This is a genomic window from Ornithinibacillus gellani, from assembly GCF_003730295.1.
GTDB classification, from domain to species: domain Bacteria; phylum Bacillota; class Bacilli; order Bacillales; family Amphibacillaceae; genus Ornithinibacillus_A; species Ornithinibacillus_A gellani.
In genome coordinates, this window is record NZ_QTSZ01000041.1 from 83,106 (window position 1) to 101,787 (window position 18,682).

The following is an 18,682-nucleotide window of genomic DNA, read 5'->3' on the forward strand; positions in this document are numbered from 1 at the left end:
TTGTAACCACTTAAATTAAACTAGTAACTAGATTATTTTTTCGGAAAGGATTTTTTTATGTCCCTGCTTGCGCTCGTGTTAATTATTATCTCTGCCTTTATGCATGCCACATGGAATTTTCTTGCCAAACTCTCAAATAGTGGTTTTTCTTTCGTGTGGTTATATTTAATAAGCAGTGCGATTATTTATGCACCGCTCGTTGCCGGGTTGTTTATCTTTACAGATGTACAATTTGGGTGGATGGAGGCAGCCTTTATCATTGGTAGCGCAGGAATCCATCTTACCTATTCTTTAACGCTTCAAAAAGGGTATACCGTCGGAGATCTTTCGCTTATCTATCCACTTGCAAGGGGAACAGGCCCGATGCTTGTTGCCATTATTGCCTTTTTCTTCCTGGATGAACCACTAACGATTGTAAGTTCAGTTGGCATCATTTTTATCATTGGTAGTGTATTTGTCATTTCCGGGGGATTACAATCACTCCGCAATATGAAGGATACAACGGCTGTCTCCTATGGTTTATTAATCGGTGTCATGATCGCAAGCTATACACTTGTCGATAAACTAGCCGTAAGTACGTTTGTTATTCCACCAATACTGCTTATATATGGATTCATTATTGGACAAATCATCTTACTGACTCCGAAAGCAATCAAGAATTGGTCTGACGTAAAATCAGACTGGCACAAGCATCGCAATAAAGCAATTGGTGTAGGTATTCTAAATCCGTTAGCCTATATTCTTGTACTTGTTGCCATGACATTTACACCAGTTAGCCATGTGGCTGCTGTTAGAGAAATGAGCATTCTCATTGGTACCATCATGGGGACAAAAATGCTATCAGAGGGCTTTGGAAGTCGCAGAATGATTGCAGCCGGCACCATGATTATCGGCATTATATTGGTAACCATGTCAGATATTTGAGTCGATTAAAAAATCCAGCCTCATTTAGCTGGATTTTTTAATTCCATATCATCGTTTTTGTAAAATAACTGTAGCTCCCCAACTAATTTTCATTCCTTTATCAACTGGATTAGCTCTTACCATTTTACGTTTCAAGGGTATGATAACGACCTTAATACAAAGGAAACCACAGGGCAACATCTTGTGGTTTCCTTTTTGTTTTGCTTCGTTATCGAATTGCGGACGGTCCAACTAAGACTTTCGGATTGGCACCAAGCGCAAGTCGGCAAATATTTGCATAGCCTAATCTATGATAATTCATTAGTAAGTGTTTGATTGCATGCGTTTCTGTCGACCTTTTCAATTTTGTTAATTCTTCTTGATACAGTTGGAGCACATATTCATTCTGATTTACAGGACGACTTCTGCCCGGATCCTCATCCACCAATAAACTACACATATATTGAAATTTATATTGCAATTGACGTGTCAGCTGAAGCACTTGAACAAATCGTTTATAATATATCGGTTCTTCCGATTTCACATACTCTAATGCTTGTTTTGCCTCTAGTAATTCTCCAAAGCTTGTTGTAGCAATCATCTACATCCATCCCCTTATTATGATCATGACTTTTATAAAGTCTTAATAACAATTCCACGGTTTTTCTAGTGTCAATTTCGAAACAAGCTCTTTATTATGCTTACGCTTTATATCTCGAAGCCTTGCCCGCTGTCTCCCTGTCTCATACAAATACTTTTCCTCATCAGATTCTGGTACAACGCCAGGAACTGCAATCGGTTTATGGTCATCATTCAATGCGACAAAGGTTAAAAATGCAGTTGCTGCAATGCGTCGTTCTGCAGTATTTAAATCCTCCGCTATGACCTTACAAAATATTTCCATTGAGCTTCTCCCTGTATAAGTCACATAGGATTCAATATTGACAGAATCCGTCTGTAAAATCGGCTCAATAAAATTCACCGAATCCGTAGAAGCCGTCACACATTCCGTCACTCGTGCATGCCCCCGAGCGGCAATCGTTGCACAAGCATCCATTTTCTTCATCAGTACCCCACCAAAGAGCGTATGATAATTGTTTAAATCATTGATTAACACCTGATCGGTTTGCACAATCCGTGTTTCTCTCATCTTTCTAGGTTCCATCTGCCCATCACCTTTGAACTATAAAATAAAAAAATAAAGCTGGATTTATATTGCTTAAACAAGTATAATCCTTGTACAAGTTACTTGTACAATGCCAATTTGGTATACCTTTAATAACATTTGGAACATGAAAACGGTTTATCCATGAGAGCTGCTATTTATAATGGCGTGACTTTTTTCACACTATATATGCTATAATAGGGAATAATGACTACAAAAGGTGATACGATATGAATGAGAACAGGGAAATTATCCACAGGTTTGAACAATACGTTTGCTGGCTCATTTCGTTAAAGGATATGGACGAAAGGCTTTGGCATGCTCCCATTGCTAAAGGAAAATGGACAGTAAATGAGGTCATCTGTCATATTATGAAGTGGGACCGATACTTACTTTCCGATGTAATACCTGCCTCAGCGCTCAGCCAGTCGATATTTTTCCCTGACCATGATGCTTATAATGAAAAAGCGTCCATCTATGCCAAGTCAGGCATTAAGCAAATTGAAATGATTGAAGAAGCGATTGTAACGAGGAAATTACTAGCCAATGAACTGCTAAAATGTACCGATGAGACATTGGAAAAACCGTTGCTGGCAAATGGTGAATCCCATTGTCCATTAACAGGGGAGCCCTATTCACTAATTAAATTTATCAAAGATTTTATTTACCATGATGAACATCATCAAAAACAAATAACTGGTCTCCTAACTGAAAACAGTCCTGCCTAGCAGGCGTTTCAGTCGATGGAGGCCAGTTTTTCTTTTGTATAGCGGATAAATTCCTTGGCAATCCGTGACAGCTGTGCTTCGTGATGCCATATAAAACCGAGGTTCCATTCAATAACTGGGGTATGCAGTGAAATAATTTCTACATCTCCTGTTAGATCCTTGCATGTGCTCTCCGGCAATAAAGTGATTCCTAAACCAGACGCAACCATCTCTTCAATATAGTCAAGTTGGGATGTTTCGGAAATAATTCGCGGTTCAAAGCCTATCTGCTTGCACACATGCACAATGGTATTGCGAAGCTTAAAATCCGAGGTAAATAAAATAAATGCTTCCTCACTAAGGTTTTCGAGTTTTGCCTCTTGCTGCTTAGCTAATCCGTGATGGCTTGGTACAACAAGCATTAATTGTTCCTGATCAAAAGAATAATAATCGAAATAATTATGTGTATTTGGCAGTACCACAACACCAAAATCCAGCTTACCCGCGAGCACCATCTCCTCAATCCCTTTGGAGCCATCCTCTTCCAGTTGAAACGTCACTTCTGGATATTCCTGATGAAAATCCGCAATTAATTCCGAAAAGAAGGAAGACTGTACAATTGAAGGTAACCCAATACGTAAGTGTCCCTTTTGGAAGGTGGTTAGCCGCTCCAAATCTGTACGCAGCAAGTCAAGTTCTTCATGAACTGCCTCAGCACGCCGAAGTAAAATCTTACCGGCATCTGTTAGGATCAGCTGCTTCCGGCTGCGAATAAATAACTCCACACCAAGCTCTACTTCCAATGATTTAATAATTCTACTGATGGCAGGTTGGGTCATATATAAATTATCTGCTGCTTTCGTAAAGCTCCCCATCCTTGTCACTTCCAAAAAATATTCCAAATGCTTTAACTCCATGCCACATCCACCCCTATGTTTCCTGAGATTATTGTAGCATGTTCATGATGCAGTGAAAATCATCAGTGTCTAAGATGACTATACAAAAAAAGAAGTAGGCTGGAACCCAAATAGGACCAGCCTCGTTATATCACGTTTTCATTTCGTTAAACACACCAACATAATATTTGATTTGTCCGGCGTGATTTTTTAAGGGGCTGATGGATAACCTTTCCAGGTAAACCTCACCATTTTTTCGTTTGTTCCAAATTTCCCCCTCCCAATGCCCTTGTTCCTCTATCGTTTTCCACATGGTCTCATAAAAGTGTTCGTCGTGCTTGCCAGATGATAATATCTCTGGGGTGCTGCCAATCACCTCATCCTTTGAATAGCCTGTCACTCGTGTAAAGGCTGGATTAATATTTTTGATAACCCCATCAAAGTCCGTCAGCATAATCCCTTCTGCTGTACTTTCAATAATTTTACGCTCGATACTGACCTGGTCCTGATAATACATGAAAATAACTATCACAAAGCTTACAAGTGCAAGCTCTGATAATAGCATAAATGCAATCGCATGATGACCAGTTATGTTCGCTACGGCTGTCAATAACAAAGGCGGAAAAAAACCGCCCAATCCTCCCATCGCCGAAACAATTCCGTTTACAATCCCAGACTGTTTGGAAAAATATAGTGGAACAAGCTTAAAAATAGTACCATTACCGATTCCCACCGTTACCGCTACAGACAAGGCACCTACGGAATACCATGTTAAAGACGGTGAAAAGGACAATAATATCCCTGAAAATGCAATCCCAATAAAGGTAAACATTAGAATCACGAAGGCGTTAAATTTATCCGCAAGCTTACCACCAATCGGACGCATGAACGTAGCCAACACGATAAAACCAGCCGTCCGTACCCCTGCATCTACTGGATCCATATGAAAATTCGAGACTAGAAAGCTTGGCAAGAACACTGTAAAAGCTACAAACGAACCAAAAGTAATAAAATAAAATAAGCTCAAAAACCACAAAGTAGGATTACGATATACACTTTTGATTTGATCGCTCATCTTGACGCGAACTTTCTTTTCTTTCCGATCGCCAAACAAAAAATTTACAGCTGCAAACACAAGCATTAAAATGAGATAAAATCTAACCGTGTCTGCCCAGCCAACTGTTTTTGCCAACACAGGTGCTGCAAAGGTCGTTATGGCGGTACCGACATTACCTACACCATAAATACCATTAATAAATCCATGCTTTTCCGGTGGGTAATACTTCGGAAGTGACGTAACCCCAATGGAGAAGGTTGCACCACCAACACCTAAAATCAGTCCACCAATTACCAGATCCATAAAGCTGGAGGCAACACTAATATAGAAGACTGGAAACAATAAAATAATGAAGCTGATAACAAATATAGTCCGAGCACCAAAACGATTGGTGTAAAAACCAATCGGTATCCGTAATAAGGAACCAAGTATGACCGGAATAGCCGTTACAAGTGATACTTGTCCCGCTGTTAAATCAATATCCTGCTGAATACTTGGCATTAACGAGGATATAAGCACCCATACCATAAATCCAGCAAACAAACTTGAGGTCTGTAGTGTTAATTGCAGGCCTGGTTTATTCATTATCCATACTCCAATCTTTTTATTATAACTCTTTCACATTTAACTACTTTGTAAACCTGAATCATTGAAATTTTTAGAAAAAACGATTTAAAAGTAGACCGCATGCTGTGACCTTATTAACTGCGCTTGAGCACAACATTCTGCTAAGCTTAAGTAGGAGTCTTTGTATAATTGTAGTCTGTAAAACTGGGTGATGTATGCGTTCGTGCTATATGTTCACTTTTAGAACTGGAATGAAGTATCTACGTACGTTGCATTTGCTTTCTGGAGGTTATGTTTCTTGAATAAATGGTTCTATTTTAATTTCATTTTGCTTTTTCTTGCGATTTGGAAAGTAGCTGGGAGAAATCCCGCTACGGATATGCAAGTATATATCGGTTTAGCCGGGCTTTGTTTCTTTCTGTTCAATTGGACGAGGCATGCGGTTTTTTCAACTATACGCACCGCTGCTAATCGCCAAACAAAAATAAAACTGGCCAATATCTCGAAAAAAATCCTGCCTTTCCATCGCTGGATTGGTACAACCGCTCTTATTATTATCTTTATTCACGCCTTTTATGCCATACGTCTTTTTGGCTTTAACCTGACATATCCAAAGCTTACAAGTGGCTTGATTGTTGGACTGGCACTGCTTGCGATGGTGATTACAGGCTGGTGGCGTTTATATTGGCCCGGGGGAAAAGTAAGGCAAGCACATATTTATATTGGGATTAGCATATTCTTTTTAGCCCTCCTACATATTCTTTTATAGAAAGTGATATAGGAGGGCTGCTGTTCATCAATCCCCATCAACAAAGACGGTGAGTACTTTTGCACCTTCATTATCCACTGGAATGAATAAATGTGGTTTTGTACCTTTGAAATAGGCGGTATCCCCTTGATTCATTAAATTGCTTTTGCCATCATAATAGAGATAAATGGAGCCTTCCAGTATGTAAATAAATTCATCCTCGGAATGGGTATAGGGTTCCTCCCGTAAGTTCGTGTCCTTTGGGGTGACATAAACGATGGTTGATTCAATCTTGGAAAAACGTGACCGTGCCAATAATTCATAGGAATACCCCATATCCTCATGCCCGACCAATGCTTGTCTTGTATCTTTTGGCTGTAGGACCATATCCGTTTCCGGTTGATCATCAATCACCCAGGAAAGTGGAATATCCAGGGCCTCACTTATTTTGGATAATGTAGCAACAGCAGAAGCCGTTTGCCCATTCTCAATTTTGGACAGCATGCTTTTTGAAATGCCGCATATATCCGCTACCTGCTGTTGGGTTTGTTTACGCTTTAATCTTGTTTGTTTTATTTTAATACCGATTTGTTGTAGATTAATCGAGTCTCTCTCCTTTCCAAGGAATCCACTATCACTTTAACGCGATAATGTATAAATGTTTCGTGCTTTTATCATAATGCAGCAGGAAGATACCGTCAAGAATGGCATGAACCTTCCCGTGAACCGCTTAAATAACTGTCTCGCACTGTATTCGTAGGTGCCATATCCTAGAACAAAAAACCATTATTTTTCGAGTTAGGAAAAATAATGGCTTTTTTCATATTCATCTTGCCCAGCGGCACCATCTATCTAGTTTACCCGCGCTACTCCTGTGCAACAGCATAGGCGAGTGACTTGCTAGGCAGAATCTTTCCCAATTTATTTTGAATAAAAATCGCTGCTTCTTGCAATTTCTTATCATCAATACCTGTTTTAATTCCCAAGCCATGGAGCAGATAAAGAACATCATTTGTGGCCACATTGCCTGCTGCTCCCGGTGCATATGGACAGCCCCCTAATCCACCAATCGAACTATCAAAGCGATGGATTCCACATTCCATGGAAGTCATAATATTAGCTATGGCCATCCCGCGCGTATCGTGATAATGCATAATGATCTTTTCTTTCGGTAATAGACGTAACATGGGATCAAGCAACGCCTCCACCTGTGATGGAACAGCTGTACCAATTGTATCGCCAAGGGAAATATCGTCTACCCCATCATTTAGCAATTTCTCACATACCCGCATCACATCCGCAGGCTCTATTTTTCCTTCATATGGACAATCAAAAACAGTCGATACATAACCTGTTACATGTTTACCTGCCTGCTTTGCCTCCCGTATAACTTCACCAAGCACAGGGTATGTCTCCGCAATGCTCTTGTTAATATTCTTTTTATTATGGGTTTCACTTGCTGACATAAAGACAGATGCGCCATCTATCCCTGCCTCCAAAGCAAGCTCAAGCCCTTTCCTGTTGGGAATCAGTGCGGAATAACGGACACCAGGCTTGCGTTTAATCCGCTTGCCAACATCATGGGCGTCCGAAAGTGCTGGGACCCATTTGGGATGCACAAAGGAAGAATATTCAATTTCACTAACACCAGATTCAGACAGCATATTGATCCAGTTTACTTTATCCTTCGTCGCCACCCACTGTTTCTCATTTTGCAGTCCATCTCTCGGACCTACTTCCTTAATCTGTACATATTCCGGCCAACGTCCCATTTCATTCCCTCCCAATAAAAATGATATATGAATGCGCTTTCAAGTGTGCTGTTTAGTTAAGGAAGTCCAGCCTTCTACCGCGTCCTTCCCATTTTTACTTTCGTCTATTCAATCCTGTTTATTTGCATTCAACATGGTTGAATACACTATATAATTGATTGGCTTGTCTTGTCAAGACATCCACATTCTGGCTTCTGTCATGTATAACTGTTGGCTTGACCTCATATATTTGGATATATCGAATTTATTGGGGGTATCCACATGGAAGAAATTACAGAAGAAGCATTGGATCACTTCTACCATCTGCATGCACAGAAAAAAGAAATGGAACGAGAACTAAATACGATGAAGAAATCATTCCATCTTTTATTCGATCAGCACGTTGGAAAAAATCAAAAAGGCGAACTGCAACGAGGTCGCTACAAGATTCAGCGCAGCATTCGAAAAGCCACCAGCTATGATCCTGAGCCCACTGTCAAAAGGCTGGAAGAGCTACAACTGGAAGACCTCGTTATACTTGAAAAGCGCCCAGATACAGATAAGCTTGCTGCTGCATTTGAAATTGGTCTTGTCGATCAGAAGGAATTTGCAGATTGTAAATCCGAACGTCAAACACAATCCATTGTTGTTCGTTTAATTGGGTAATCCACGCGAATAAAGGAATGGCTTGCTCGCAATTGCGAGCAAGCCATTCCGTTTTATTCTTTTTTTAATTGTTGAACATGTTCATGGAATACAGCGATGAAATCCGCCGGGGACTCCTTTACAATGTACGAAAACACACCACGGTTGGTGTGAAGATAAAGCATGCCACCTTTATCGCCGACCTTACGAAAAGAAATATCTGTTACTGCATCAATGGAAAATTCCCGATGCTTCGATTTTACTCGATCTGGATATAAATATAAACAACGCTTATCTTCCTCATCTGTTTGTTCAATACTTGTTACCTTCCGTTCCACCTTCACATACGGCTGCGACGCTATCCAGCTCATGGAAAACCTCCTCGTTTGACTGTTTCCGACACGATACATCCTTATGAAAGTGTAACAAAAAACACCAAGGAAACAAATCATTTAAGCGAATAACATGAGAAACTTTATATCCACCTCTCCACCATTCTTTGTTATACTTTGTTCAGGTGATTGATCATGTATCTTAGAAAAATTTCATTAATTCAAGAGCGAATACCAGCTGAACGGTCCTTTCCTTTTACTATTCCGCTTATTCGCAACCTACAATCGATTGAACTGCAGCATGCCGTTACATTTTTTGTCGGGGAAAATGGCTCCGGAAAATCGACGTTACTGGAAGCAATTGCGGACAGATGTGATTTCAATACAGCAGGTGGCGGTCGCAGCAATACATATGAAGTCCATGCATCCAATTCTGATTTAGGCAAATACATTCGCCTTTCCTGGTTACCTAAAGTTACGAATGGGTTTTTCCTAAGGGCAGAATCCTTTTATCACTTTGCCACACATATTGACGAGGTGGATACAAGTGGCTTCCGAAATTACGGCGGAAAATCACTTCATCAACAATCCCATGGTGAGTCCTTTTTATCCTTGTTTTTACATCGCTTTGAAGGAAAAGCCATCTACCTGTTGGATGAGCCGGAAGCCGCATTATCACCAGCAAAACAACTCACCTTTTTAAGAATTATCCATGACCTTGCTTCACATGGCAATGCACAGTTTATTATTGCAACCCATTCTCCAATTCTACTAGGCTATCCAGGCGCAAGCCTATTCAGCTTTGATGATGATCACATAAAAGAAATAGACTATGAAATGACCGACCATTATCAGCTGACAAAATACTTCATACAAAATAGAGAAAGCATGCTGGAAGAACTGTTTAAAGAGGAATGACCTCCTCCAAATCGGGGTGATTGTAAATCGTAATCTATGTAATGTGCTGTGCTGAATGGTTGGAATCGAGCTGCCGATTCCAACCTTTATTCGTATATTCCTGATTCTCTGCAGAAGTTGGGGCGCGAGTTCGACCCGATGGCGCGCGACTTTCGGCGTTCGGCGCGCAACTTGGCCTGTTGACGCGCGACTTTGGCTAGTTTGTCAGACTTGGCAGGTGATCCATGATTTTGGTTTTTATTAAATGATGTTGAAATCGGCTTATGCCGATTTACCTTCTTTTGGCATGCGATTTCTAGCCAAGGGTATACGACGTTCCAGCCAAGCCATGCGACTTCACATCATGGCCATGTCACATCCCCCAAACAAGTGACTCCCGCAAAAAGAATAGTAGGAGCTCGTTTAAGCATGACCTTACGCAATCAGCTTCCACCGCCTCTACTAAGTAATGGCCCTTTTCTAGTCAAAAAAATAACCCGGTTTGGGTTATGACTGTGTCTTAGCTGTATGCTGTTTTTTCTTTGGTGGACTCATGATGATTTCAATTGGTTCGTCCGACTTGGTGAGTAGTTTATACACGTAAGCGGCTGTTACACTATAGCTGCCTTCCACCTTTTCAACCAAATGACTGGTTCGTTCAAATACAATAGAACGAAGATTGGTTAGCTGGCGTACCACTTTTTCCAATGTGGCCTCCTGATTTTCCAACCGCTCCAATACGTCTTCCTGGTGGCTTTTATGAGCTGTTAAGCCTGTTGCCATTTCTTGTTGCTGTGTGGTTAATTGTTCGATCTTTTCAATAAGCTGTTGATTGGATGTCTCCATCTGTTTGAGCTGTTTGCTCGTTTCCGCTTGTGTTTGCAGTAGTCCTTTTAGCTGTTGCTCCATTGCCTCGTGTCCCGTATCCTGTTGTTCGATATGATGTTTCATCTGTTGCTGATACGCTGATATATGCTGTAGGTGTTCATTATTTTTCTGTTCCATTATTTCCTGTTTGGATTTCATTTCCAATAGGCGCTTAAGTTGATGATTGGCTTCCTGCCAGTTCCCACGCTGCTCACTTAATTGCTGCAGCTGTTGCTGCTTTAATTGATGATGCGCTAAGACCAAGCTGCGATTTGTATCCTTTTGTTCCTTCAGGAGGTCTGCGAGGTAATTACTGTGAAAGAAACGCTGATTCGATGTCGGGATGCTGTTATGATTTCTATATAATCCCTCATGTGCTTTCGCGTTCATGTACAGACCCATAGTAGATGCAACCCCCTTTTTCATATGATTGCTTTATCGTATGCAAACAGCGATAGGATGGTACACACTAGCAGCGCTTTGCGTAGATGCGCTTTACAAATGCTTCCTTGCTGTCTGTATAAGCTTTGATATTATTGTTTGTTTCCTTAACAGAGAATTGTTTCAACTGTTCATAAGCCTTTCGAGCTGCCTCATTTTCATTTAAATAATCCCGAAAAAACAATAAGTTATTCCAAAGGGCACTATTTTTCACTACCATATGGGCGACGTGGGTTTTGGTTTGGTAGGTGGAATCCGTAAATTTCGCAAAAACAATTTCCTGTTCACGCTGGACACGCAGTCTTAAAAACCCTGCTTGTCGCAGCCCCCTTTCCAATTCCTTATCAAGCATATCGACCTGCTCTACCCCAATTAAGAGATCAATCATCGGTTTCGCCCATATTCCTGCAATGGCTGTGCTACCAATATGCTCTATTTGCTCTCGTTCAAGTTGGGTAAGCTCCCTGATGCACTTTTTCGTCTGTTCAAATTCATACCGCCACACGGGATCATATGGCACAAGCCTAACCTCGTCTCGCTTCAATCCTAATTCCATTACTTAGCCCCCTACACCTTGGTCTCCTTATCCTATCGCATATCACACTCGAATCATAGTCAGTAAATTCACCTTTTTCAGTGTTATAATAGATATAGAAAATAATCACCCCATAGCATGATACATACATGTACCCACCCCCATTCTGAAAATGAATGGGGGTGTTTTTGGTATCGATATTTCCACCAATTTCTTCCGTGAATTTTTTATAAAAAAAGCTATCATTTTTTTCAGATTCAGTTATAATTATTCCGATACAAAATAACAGATGTAGACAGGGCAGGATTTGTCTGTTCTACGCCATCTGTATTCATGAACAAAATGCAGCATTATATTCATTTGCATTGCTACTAAAAAACAGGGTATGGGAATACTAAACATACCGTCCATATATAAAGGAGGTTCTTATGGAAAACGCGGTAATCATACAATTCAATCATGTCACCAAGCAATACCAAAATGATCCGGCAGTATTAAAGGATGTCAGCTTTGAAATTGAACGTGGAAAATTTTATACGCTTCTCGGCCCATCAGGCTGTGGTAAAACAACGATCTTAAGATTGATTGCCGGGTTTACCGAGGCAACGACTGGTGATATTTTTATCGATGGAAAAAAGGTAAATACCATTCCAGCAAATCGGCGACAGGTCAATACAGTGTTTCAGGATTATGCCCTGTTTCCGCATTTGAACGTCTTTGAAAATGTTGCTTTTGGACTTCGCATCAAAAAAATGAAGCAAGCCCAAATTGAAGCAAAGGTGAAGGAAGCACTTAGCTTCGTAAACCTGAAAGGCTATGAAAATCGCGAAATTTCCGGGATGTCAGGTGGTCAGCGTCAACGCGTCGCTATTGCCCGGGCAATTGTAAATGAGCCTGAGGTGATCTTGTTGGATGAGCCATTATCTGCACTCGATTTAAAATTACGTACACAAATGCAATACGAGCTTCGGGAGCTCCAAAAACGACTAGGCATTACGTTTATCTTTGTTACCCATGACCAAGAAGAAGCATTGGCGATGTCGGATGAAATTTTCGTGCTAAACGAAGGCAAAATCCAACAAAGTGGTACACCCATTGATATTTATGATGAGCCAATTAACCGATTTGTTGCTGATTTTATCGGGGAATCCAATATCGTTCCCGGCATCATGATTGAAGACTTTCTCGTTGAATTTGTTGGCAAACGGTTTGATTGTGTCGACCAAGGCATGAACACGAATGAACCTGTCGAAGTAGTGATACGCCCAGAAGATTTGGAAATCACAACTCGGGAACAGGGCAAGCTGCAGGTAACCGTCCATTCCCTGTTATTCCGTGGTGTACATTATGAGCTCAGCTGTACAGATGAGGATGGTAATGAGTGGCTCGTACACTCCACTAAAAAAGCTGCAATTGGTGATGAAATTGGGCTTTATTTCGATCCGGAGTCTATTCATGTCATGCGGCTTGGTGAATCAGAGGAAGATTTCGATCGTCGTTTGGAAGCTTATACGGAGGAAGATCACCATGCAAAGTAAGCTGTCACGCAGGATATATTTGATACCTTATGCAATTTGGATTGCTTTATTTGTTGTGACACCCATTATTCTCGTTGTCTATTATTCTTTTTATGACTTGGATGGCAATTTTTCATTGGAAAATTATCGACAATTTTTCACGGCAGTCTATTTAAAGATGACACTCAGTTCGTTCTGGTATGCTTTTTTAATTACGGCAATTTCGTTGCTGGTCGCTTATCCGACAGCGTATTTTTTAGTACGGACGAAGCATAGCCAGCTCTGGTTATTATTAATTATTGTTCCTTCTTGGGTTAATCTGCTGCTGAAGGCTTATGCATTCATCGGGATATTTGGGAAATACGGCGCAGCGAACCATTTCCTAGAAGCCATTGGTATCGGTACAAAACAAATATTATTCACTGATTTCAGCTTCATCTTTGTGTCGGTATATATATTCATCCCATTTATGATTTTGCCGATTTTTAATGCATTAAGTGAACTGAATCCAAGTCTGCTTGATGCAGCCAATGATCTTGGGGCATCACGTTGGACGACCTTCCGTAGGGTCATTTTCCCCCTAACGATAGACGGTGTAAAAACAGGCTGCCAAATTGTTTTCATCCCTGCACTTTCTTTATTTATGCTAACCCGTTTGATTGCAGGAAATCGTGTCATTACACTGGGAACAGCGATTGAACAACATTTCCTTGTCACACAGGATTGGGGAATGGGATCTACCATTGCTGTTTTTCTCATTATCATCATGTTCCTGATTATGGCCCTAACAGGAAACAGAAAGCGGGGTGTGTAGCATGGATAAGCGTACAACACCTATAGCAAAAATCTTTTTAATTGCTGTTTTTTTGATTCTTTACGTTCCGATTTTCTTTCTGATTTACTATTCGTTTAATAGTGGGGGAACGATGAGTCATTTTAAAGGCTTCACACTTGATTGGTATCGCCAGCTTTTTGGTGATACACGAATGTTTATTATTGTGTTAAACACGCTGGTCATTGCATTGTTATCCTCGCTATCGGCAACCGTTATCGGTGTATTCGGTGCGTTGGCAATATACAGCTATAAAAGACGGGCAAAAAATACATTGCTATCCTTCAATAATGTATTAATCGTCAGTCCTGATGTCATTATCGGTGCTTCATTTTTAATTTTATTCACGATGGCAGGGATTCAGCTCGGGTTCATGTCCGTGCTGCTATCCCATATTGCCTTTAGTATTCCAATTGTCGTGCTACTAGTTTTACCAAAGCTGAATGAGATGCGCCCATCGCTCATTGATGCAGCTAGAGATTTAGGGGCGAGTAATTGGCATGTGCTGTCTAAGGTCGTGCTCCCTTTTATCTCCCCCGGCATTTTGGCAGGCTTTTTCATGGCATTGACATATTCACTCGATGATTTTGCTGTCACTTTCTTTGTGACTGGGAACGGATTTACGACCTTATCGGTGGAAATTTATTCATTGGCCCGCCGAGGCATTTCCTTGCATATTAACGCGCTATCCGCGGTGCTTTTCCTATTCACCATCGTGCTCGTTATCGTGTATTACTTTATTTCGCGGCGTAGCAGTATGAAAACGATGGGGGTGCGAAAATGAAGCAGCTCGTACGCTTTTTCATCATCGGTATGCTCGTATCAGGAGTACTACTTTATTTGATTTCCAGTCTGAACCAGTCACAGGGATATACTGGCGGCAACACGTTAACTATTTTCAACTGGGGTGACTATATCGATGAGGAGCTGATTACACAATTTGAAGCGGAAACAGGTATTAAAATTGTGTATGAAACATTTGATTCCAACGAAGCCATGATGACAAAAATTGAACAAGGCGGTACCTCTTATGATATCGCTGTTCCATCCGAATATATGATTGATAAAATGCGGCAGGAGGATTTATTAATCCCCCTGGATCATGACAAGCTGCCCAATTTAAAAAACATCGATGAACGATTTCTTGATTTGCCTTTCGACCCAGATAATATCTATTCTGTCCCGTATTTTTGGGGAACGGTTGGCATTACCTATAATGCCGAATTATTGCCGGATAAAACATTCACCAGCTGGAATGATCTGTGGGATCCAGATTTAAAAAATGAAATCATCCTCATTGATGGCGCCCGTGAAATCATCGGCATGGGCTTAAACAGCCTTGGATATTCATTAAATGATACGAATAAAGCACATTTACAGGAGGCTTTCGATAAGCTGGGTACGTTAACTCCGAATATTAAAGCGATTGTCGGCGATGAAAATAAACTGCTCATGCAAAATAACGAAGCAGCAGTTGCTGTGCTTTGGTCAGGTGATGCAGCGGACATTATGTGGGAAAACGAAGCGATTGATTACGTTATTCCCGAGGAAGGCTCCAATTTATGGTTCGATAATATTGTCATTCCAAAGACTGCCAAAAACATAGAAGCAGCACATGCCTTTATTAACTTTATGCTTGATGCGAAGGTAGCTGCACAAAACACGGAATATGTTGCCTATTCCACACCTAATCAAGCGGCATTACAATATATGGATCCGGAGATGGTTGCGGATGAACGTTTTTATCCCCCACCAGCATTAACTGAAAAACTAGAGGTCTATCAGAATTTAGGCAAACGAAATCTCGCCTATTACAATGATTTATTCTTAGCTTTTAAAATGTATGGAAAATGAGCAGTCCACGATGGACTGCTCATTTCTTTAAGCGATGCAGCTCATATGCATCATACGCTTCAGCCATGACATAACCTAGCTTCGTTGCCAGCCTGGCGGATTGTTGGTTGGCTGCATCCCAGCTTGGGTAAAGCCCTCGTTCCAAGCAATCAATGATTAATGCCGCTGCAACTGCGACGGCCAATCCTTTACGCCGGTGCTCAGGTGCTGTACCTATTTCGATTTCAATGCCTTCATCGTAAATACTATAGGAAGAAGCGGCGCAAACAACCTTCTTATCAAATAAGACAACATAACCAATCCCACGCGCTATAAAGTCGGAAATAGACTCGAATTGCCCTGTAAAATCTGGTGATATGGCCTGAAGCGATGGGGAAGCAGCAAGATCTGCATCCATTTTTTTAACTTCATACCCTTCAGGTAGTCCTTGCAAAAACGTACGCACATGTGGAATATGCAAATCAGCTGATGATTTTCTAAATGCATATCGCTCCAGCTTTACCGCATGTCTTCCATATACAGCCCCAATCAATTGCTTCCATTCTTCTGTTTCTACAATAGCAAATATAGTCTCCGGTATATGCTGAAGAAGCGCTTTTGCTTCCGGTATAGATGCGTCCCCAACAAAAAAGGCAAAATCACCGACAATGATTTGCGCCACTTTAGGGTCATCCAGATGGTCTACCCAAGCCTCCCCCATATGCCCTTGCAAACAAGATAAAATACATGTATCCGTCATACCCTGAAATAATGGGGCCAAGCTTGCCCGTTTCTGTTTCGGTACAGCATAAATCATATGCAACCTTCTTTCTACTTTATTTTCCAAAATGCATGCGCATGATTTTATGAGATATATTCTCAAGCCGGACCTGATCGCGGTTGGCTAGAATAATGATACCAAATTGCTGCTCGGGTACCATAGCAACCAAACCACTCACTCCCGGATAACTACCAGCATGCTCCACTACCGTTATCCCTTGATAGGTCTTTATCTTCCAACCAAGTCCATAGCCAGGCTCCTCATCTATCAAAGAAGTATGCATTTGCTGCAAGCCTTTCGCGGTAACAACGCTTTGATTTGGGTTCATTTGTGCCATAAGATAGGCAGATAAATCATTCGCGCTCGAATAAATCATCCCAATCGGTGCCCCGATTTGATTCTTAGGTGTCGGAACCCGAATGGGATCCCCAATCGTGTCCATATAATAAGCTGCCACATTGTCTTCCGTATGAGGGAACATTGGATTGACCCAGGTACGATTCATTTGCAGAGCTTGAAATATATACTCCTGTACATAGGTCTCATAGGTTCTACCACTTACCTTTTCCAAGACATCAGCAGCAATAACATAGGCATCTGGACAATACGTCCAGCTTGTACCTGGAGTAGCTTGTACATCCACCGTGGAAAAATAACGTGTTACCGTTTCCCGATTTTGCAGACCTGCAAGCTGATCCTCTGATGTCCCTTGCACAATTGACCGGTATTCCGGCATATGCTTCACCAGCTGGCGAAAATCTTTATCCAGTAAGGTTGCAGCCCACACATCCTTGGGAAACCCCGCAGTATGACTTAATATATGCCGCGTTGTAATCGCTTCCGAATCACCACTGCCTGTTCGGAAATAAGGAATATATTGCTTGACTGGCGCATCCAGCGAAAATTCAGCATTATTTTCCTCCAAATGCTTTAATGCCAGGGCGGTAAAACCGAGTGTTATATCCTGTATCGAAAAAATCGTATCCCCGTCTACCAATTGGTATGGATTCTCCGCTGTCCTTGAACCAAATCCCTGGCTGAGGCTGATTTTCCCTTCTGACACGACGTTCACCTGCAAACCAGGAATTTGCTGATGGTGTCGATATGTATGCAAATAATGGCCCAGTTCCTTCATGACGCTCCCCCCGTCCTACATTTCCCCATCAAAAAAGGCCAGGTAAGCACCCCCAGCCACGATTGATTATAAAAATATATCCAGTATATAAAAGATCACACCACCAAGTGTGGCTGATATCGGTAACGTAATCACCCATGTTACAATCATTCGTTTCGCCACGCCCCAGTTCACACCTCTCACCCTATGTGAAGACCCAACCCCAAGGATGGCTGATGATATAACATGTGTCGTACTAACTGGCAAATGAAATAAAGTCGCACCAAAAATGACGCTCGCACCAGTTAAGTCTGCGGCTACCCCGTTGACAGGACGTATTTTCATAATCTTTCCACCAACGGTTTTAATAATCCGCCAGCCTCCAACAGAAGTACCGAGTGCCATAGCGGTCGCACAAGAAAGCTGTACCCAAAATGGTACGGCTGTAGATGTATGCATGCCACCAACAATCAATGCCATTGTAATAATACCCATTGATTTTTGTGCATCGTTCGTACCATGTGCATAGGATTGTCCAGCTGCGGTTAACACCTGAACCATGCGAAAGCGCTTATTTGTTTTGGCTAGATTTCGATTTTTAAAAATAACTTTAATAATACTATACAGTACAAATCCTACTCCGAAAGCGATGACAGGGGAAATAAATAACCCCTTCAAAATTGCGACGAACCCACCATATTGAATCGCATGAAATCCTGCCGATACAATGACCGCCCCAGTAATCCCACCAATAATCGCATGGGAGGAGCTGCTCGGGATCCCAAAGTACCAAGTAATCAGGTTCCAGGCTATCGCTGCAATCAATGCTGCCAAAATAACCGTTGTCCCATTTTCCAGCTCAAATGGGTCAGCGATACCGCTTGTGATGGTTTGGGCAACACCTGTAAATGTCAATGCCCCCAGAAAGTTCATGGAAGCAGCAAGCATAATTGCCCGTCGCGGCTTTAATGCCTTCGTCGATACTGATGTTGCAATTGCATTCGCTGTATCATGGAAACCATTTATAAAATCGAATACAAGCGCACATATTACTATTAAAATGACGATGAGTAGTAAACTGTCCATTACCTATC

Annotated in this window: 21 protein-coding genes; 9 read left to right on the forward strand and 12 right to left on the reverse strand. The window is 41.4% G+C overall.

All coding sequences use genetic code 11. The annotated features are described in order from the left end of the window. Nucleotides 1-57 precede the first annotated feature (57 nt). Entirely contained in the window at nt 58-924 is an 867-nt protein-coding gene (locus DX933_RS12730; protein ID WP_123316822.1) for an EamA family transporter, read from the forward strand. Between the two features lie 208 nt (nt 925-1,132). On the opposite strand, the gene DX933_RS12735 is transcribed toward DX933_RS12730, so the two are convergent. After that, nucleotides 1,133-1,504 (reverse strand): hypothetical protein, encoded by a 372-nt coding sequence (locus DX933_RS12735; RefSeq protein ID WP_123316823.1) that lies wholly within the window; start codon nt 1,502-1,504, stop codon nt 1,133-1,135. 42 nt (nt 1,505-1,546) lie between these two features. Continuing rightward, nucleotides 1,547-2,068: an acyl-CoA thioesterase gene (locus tag DX933_RS12740; protein ID WP_123316824.1), complete on the reverse strand. Its 522-nt coding sequence runs from the start codon at nt 2,066-2,068 to the stop codon at nt 1,547-1,549. 230 nt (nt 2,069-2,298) lie between these two features. Between DX933_RS12740 and DX933_RS12745 the strand changes: the two genes are divergently transcribed. Beyond that, nucleotides 2,299-2,796: a DinB family protein gene (locus tag DX933_RS12745; protein ID WP_123316825.1), complete on the forward strand. Its 498-nt coding sequence runs from the start codon at nt 2,299-2,301 to the stop codon at nt 2,794-2,796. Between the two features lie 8 nt (nt 2,797-2,804). On the opposite strand, the gene DX933_RS12750 is transcribed toward DX933_RS12745, so the two are convergent. Together DX933_RS12750 and DX933_RS12755 are read right to left on the reverse strand one after the other, a co-directional pair. Further along, nucleotides 2,805-3,692: a LysR family transcriptional regulator gene (locus DX933_RS12750; RefSeq protein ID WP_123316826.1), complete on the reverse strand. Its 888-nt coding sequence runs from the start codon at nt 3,690-3,692 to the stop codon at nt 2,805-2,807. Between the two features lie 130 nt (nt 3,693-3,822). Beyond that, the gene (locus tag DX933_RS12755) at nt 3,823-5,313 is read right to left on the reverse strand and encodes a nitrate/nitrite transporter (RefSeq protein ID WP_123316827.1); all 1,491 of its coding nucleotides are present in this window, start codon (nt 5,311-5,313) and stop codon (nt 3,823-3,825) included. 280 nt (nt 5,314-5,593) lie between these two features. Between DX933_RS12755 and DX933_RS12760 the strand changes: the two genes are divergently transcribed. Next, complete coding sequence (locus DX933_RS12760) at nt 5,594-6,064, forward strand: hypothetical protein (RefSeq protein WP_123316828.1); 471 nt, start codon at nt 5,594-5,596, stop codon at nt 6,062-6,064. A 27-nt stretch (nt 6,065-6,091) separates the two neighbouring features. On the opposite strand, the gene DX933_RS12765 is transcribed toward DX933_RS12760, so the two are convergent. Both DX933_RS12765 and DX933_RS12770 read right to left on the reverse strand, forming a co-directional pair. Beyond that, complete coding sequence (locus DX933_RS12765; RefSeq protein WP_123316829.1) at nt 6,092-6,646, reverse strand: helix-turn-helix domain-containing protein; 555 nt, start codon at nt 6,644-6,646, stop codon at nt 6,092-6,094. Nucleotides 6,647-6,909: 263 nt separating this feature from the next. Next, the gene (locus DX933_RS12770) at nt 6,910-7,815 is read right to left on the reverse strand and encodes a hydroxymethylglutaryl-CoA lyase (RefSeq protein ID WP_123316830.1); all 906 of its coding nucleotides are present in this window, start codon (nt 7,813-7,815) and stop codon (nt 6,910-6,912) included. Between the two features lie 261 nt (nt 7,816-8,076). On the opposite strand from DX933_RS12770, the gene DX933_RS12775 reads away from it, so the two are divergent. Continuing rightward, complete coding sequence (locus DX933_RS12775) at nt 8,077-8,460, forward strand: hypothetical protein (RefSeq protein ID WP_123316831.1); 384 nt, start codon at nt 8,077-8,079, stop codon at nt 8,458-8,460. Between the two features lie 53 nt (nt 8,461-8,513). Here the strand turns inward: DX933_RS12775 and DX933_RS12780 are convergent, their stop codons facing one another. Beyond that, complete coding sequence (locus tag DX933_RS12780) at nt 8,514-8,810, reverse strand: hypothetical protein (protein WP_123316832.1); 297 nt, start codon at nt 8,808-8,810, stop codon at nt 8,514-8,516. Between the two features lie 156 nt (nt 8,811-8,966). Between DX933_RS12780 and DX933_RS12785 the strand changes: the two genes are divergently transcribed. Further along, the gene (locus DX933_RS12785; protein WP_123316833.1) at nt 8,967-9,689 is read left to right on the forward strand and encodes an AAA family ATPase; all 723 of its coding nucleotides are present in this window, start codon (nt 8,967-8,969) and stop codon (nt 9,687-9,689) included. A gap of 486 nt (nt 9,690-10,175) precedes the next feature. On the opposite strand, the gene DX933_RS12790 is transcribed toward DX933_RS12785, so the two are convergent. Then, a complete protein-coding gene (locus tag DX933_RS12790) occupies nt 10,176-10,925 on the reverse strand; it encodes a hypothetical protein (protein ID WP_145962278.1) in 750 nt (249 codons plus the stop codon). 79 nt (nt 10,926-11,004) lie between these two features. Then, entirely contained in the window at nt 11,005-11,532 is a 528-nt protein-coding gene (locus tag DX933_RS12795; protein ID WP_123316835.1) for a GrpB family protein, read from the reverse strand. A 407-nt stretch (nt 11,533-11,939) separates the two neighbouring features. On the opposite strand from DX933_RS12795, the gene DX933_RS12800 reads away from it, so the two are divergent. The 4 genes from DX933_RS12800 to DX933_RS12815 are packed head-to-tail and all read left to right on the forward strand — an operon-like array spanning nt 11,940 to nt 15,714. Then, nucleotides 11,940-13,049, forward strand: a complete 1,110-nt coding sequence (locus tag DX933_RS12800; RefSeq protein WP_123316836.1) for an ABC transporter ATP-binding protein — start codon at nt 11,940-11,942, stop codon at nt 13,047-13,049. After that, on the forward strand, nt 13,039-13,842 hold the full coding sequence (locus tag DX933_RS12805) for an ABC transporter permease (protein WP_123316837.1): 804 nt from the start codon (nt 13,039-13,041) through the stop codon (nt 13,840-13,842). Before DX933_RS12800 ends, DX933_RS12805 begins: the two co-directional genes overlap by 11 nt. 1 nt (nt 13,843) lies before the next feature. Then, nucleotides 13,844-14,644 (forward strand): ABC transporter permease, encoded by an 801-nt coding sequence (locus DX933_RS12810; RefSeq protein WP_123316838.1) that lies wholly within the window; start codon nt 13,844-13,846, stop codon nt 14,642-14,644. Further along, nucleotides 14,641-15,714 (forward strand): ABC transporter substrate-binding protein, encoded by a 1,074-nt coding sequence (locus DX933_RS12815; protein ID WP_123316839.1) that lies wholly within the window; start codon nt 14,641-14,643, stop codon nt 15,712-15,714. The genes DX933_RS12810 and DX933_RS12815 overlap by 4 nt, the downstream gene beginning before the upstream one ends. Before the next feature lie 19 nt (nt 15,715-15,733). Here the strand turns inward: DX933_RS12815 and DX933_RS12820 are convergent, their stop codons facing one another. The 3 genes from DX933_RS12820 to DX933_RS12830 all read right to left on the reverse strand — a co-directional run bounded on the left by DX933_RS12820 (nt 15,734) and on the right by DX933_RS12830 (nt 18,674). Continuing rightward, the gene (locus DX933_RS12820) at nt 15,734-16,510 is read right to left on the reverse strand and encodes a GNAT family N-acetyltransferase (protein ID WP_123316840.1); all 777 of its coding nucleotides are present in this window, start codon (nt 16,508-16,510) and stop codon (nt 15,734-15,736) included. Between the two features lie 19 nt (nt 16,511-16,529). Then, nucleotides 16,530-17,609: a serine hydrolase domain-containing protein gene (locus DX933_RS12825; RefSeq protein ID WP_123316841.1), complete on the reverse strand. Its 1,080-nt coding sequence runs from the start codon at nt 17,607-17,609 to the stop codon at nt 16,530-16,532. Nucleotides 17,610-17,675: 66 nt separating this feature from the next. Further along, complete coding sequence (locus DX933_RS12830) at nt 17,676-18,674, reverse strand: inorganic phosphate transporter (RefSeq protein WP_123316842.1); 999 nt, start codon at nt 18,672-18,674, stop codon at nt 17,676-17,678. Between the last annotated feature and the right edge of the window lie 8 nt (nt 18,675-18,682).

Excerpts from the sequence above, each read along its gene's own strand:
- DX933_RS12735 (WP_123316823.1), bottom strand. The coding sequence starts at position 1,504 with ATGATTGCTACAACAAGCTTTGGAGAATTACTAGAGGCAAAACAAGCA.
- DX933_RS12830 (WP_123316842.1), bottom strand. The coding sequence starts at position 18,674 with ATGGACAGTTTACTACTCATCGTCATTTTAATAGTAATATGTGCGCTT.
- DX933_RS12785 (WP_123316833.1), top strand. The coding sequence starts at position 8,967 with ATGTATCTTAGAAAAATTTCATTAATTCAAGAGCGAATACCAGCTGAA.
- DX933_RS12810 (WP_123316838.1), top strand. The coding sequence starts at position 13,844 with ATGGATAAGCGTACAACACCTATAGCAAAAATCTTTTTAATTGCTGTT.
- DX933_RS12800 (WP_123316836.1), top strand. The coding sequence starts at position 11,940 with ATGGAAAACGCGGTAATCATACAATTCAATCATGTCACCAAGCAATAC.
- DX933_RS12730 (WP_123316822.1), top strand. The coding sequence starts at position 58 with ATGTCCCTGCTTGCGCTCGTGTTAATTATTATCTCTGCCTTTATGCAT.
- DX933_RS12820 (WP_123316840.1), bottom strand. The coding sequence starts at position 16,510 with ATGATTTATGCTGTACCGAAACAGAAACGGGCAAGCTTGGCCCCATTA.
- DX933_RS12815 (WP_123316839.1), top strand. The coding sequence starts at position 14,641 with ATGAAGCAGCTCGTACGCTTTTTCATCATCGGTATGCTCGTATCAGGA.
- DX933_RS12825 (WP_123316841.1), bottom strand. The coding sequence starts at position 17,609 with ATGAAGGAACTGGGCCATTATTTGCATACATATCGACACCATCAGCAA.
- DX933_RS12805 (WP_123316837.1), top strand. The coding sequence starts at position 13,039 with ATGCAAAGTAAGCTGTCACGCAGGATATATTTGATACCTTATGCAATT.
- DX933_RS12750 (WP_123316826.1), bottom strand. The coding sequence starts at position 3,692 with ATGGAGTTAAAGCATTTGGAATATTTTTTGGAAGTGACAAGGATGGGG.
- DX933_RS12775 (WP_123316831.1), top strand. The coding sequence starts at position 8,077 with ATGGAAGAAATTACAGAAGAAGCATTGGATCACTTCTACCATCTGCAT.
- DX933_RS12755 (WP_123316827.1), bottom strand. The coding sequence starts at position 5,313 with ATGAATAAACCAGGCCTGCAATTAACACTACAGACCTCAAGTTTGTTT.
- DX933_RS12740 (WP_123316824.1), bottom strand. The coding sequence starts at position 2,068 with ATGGAACCTAGAAAGATGAGAGAAACACGGATTGTGCAAACCGATCAG.
- DX933_RS12745 (WP_123316825.1), top strand. The coding sequence starts at position 2,299 with ATGAATGAGAACAGGGAAATTATCCACAGGTTTGAACAATACGTTTGC.
- DX933_RS12770 (WP_123316830.1), bottom strand. The coding sequence starts at position 7,815 with ATGGGACGTTGGCCGGAATATGTACAGATTAAGGAAGTAGGTCCGAGA.
- DX933_RS12790 (WP_145962278.1), bottom strand. The coding sequence starts at position 10,925 with ATGAACGCGAAAGCACATGAGGGATTATATAGAAATCATAACAGCATC.
- DX933_RS12780 (WP_123316832.1), bottom strand. The coding sequence starts at position 8,810 with ATGAGCTGGATAGCGTCGCAGCCGTATGTGAAGGTGGAACGGAAGGTA.
- DX933_RS12795 (WP_123316835.1), bottom strand. The coding sequence starts at position 11,532 with ATGGAATTAGGATTGAAGCGAGACGAGGTTAGGCTTGTGCCATATGAT.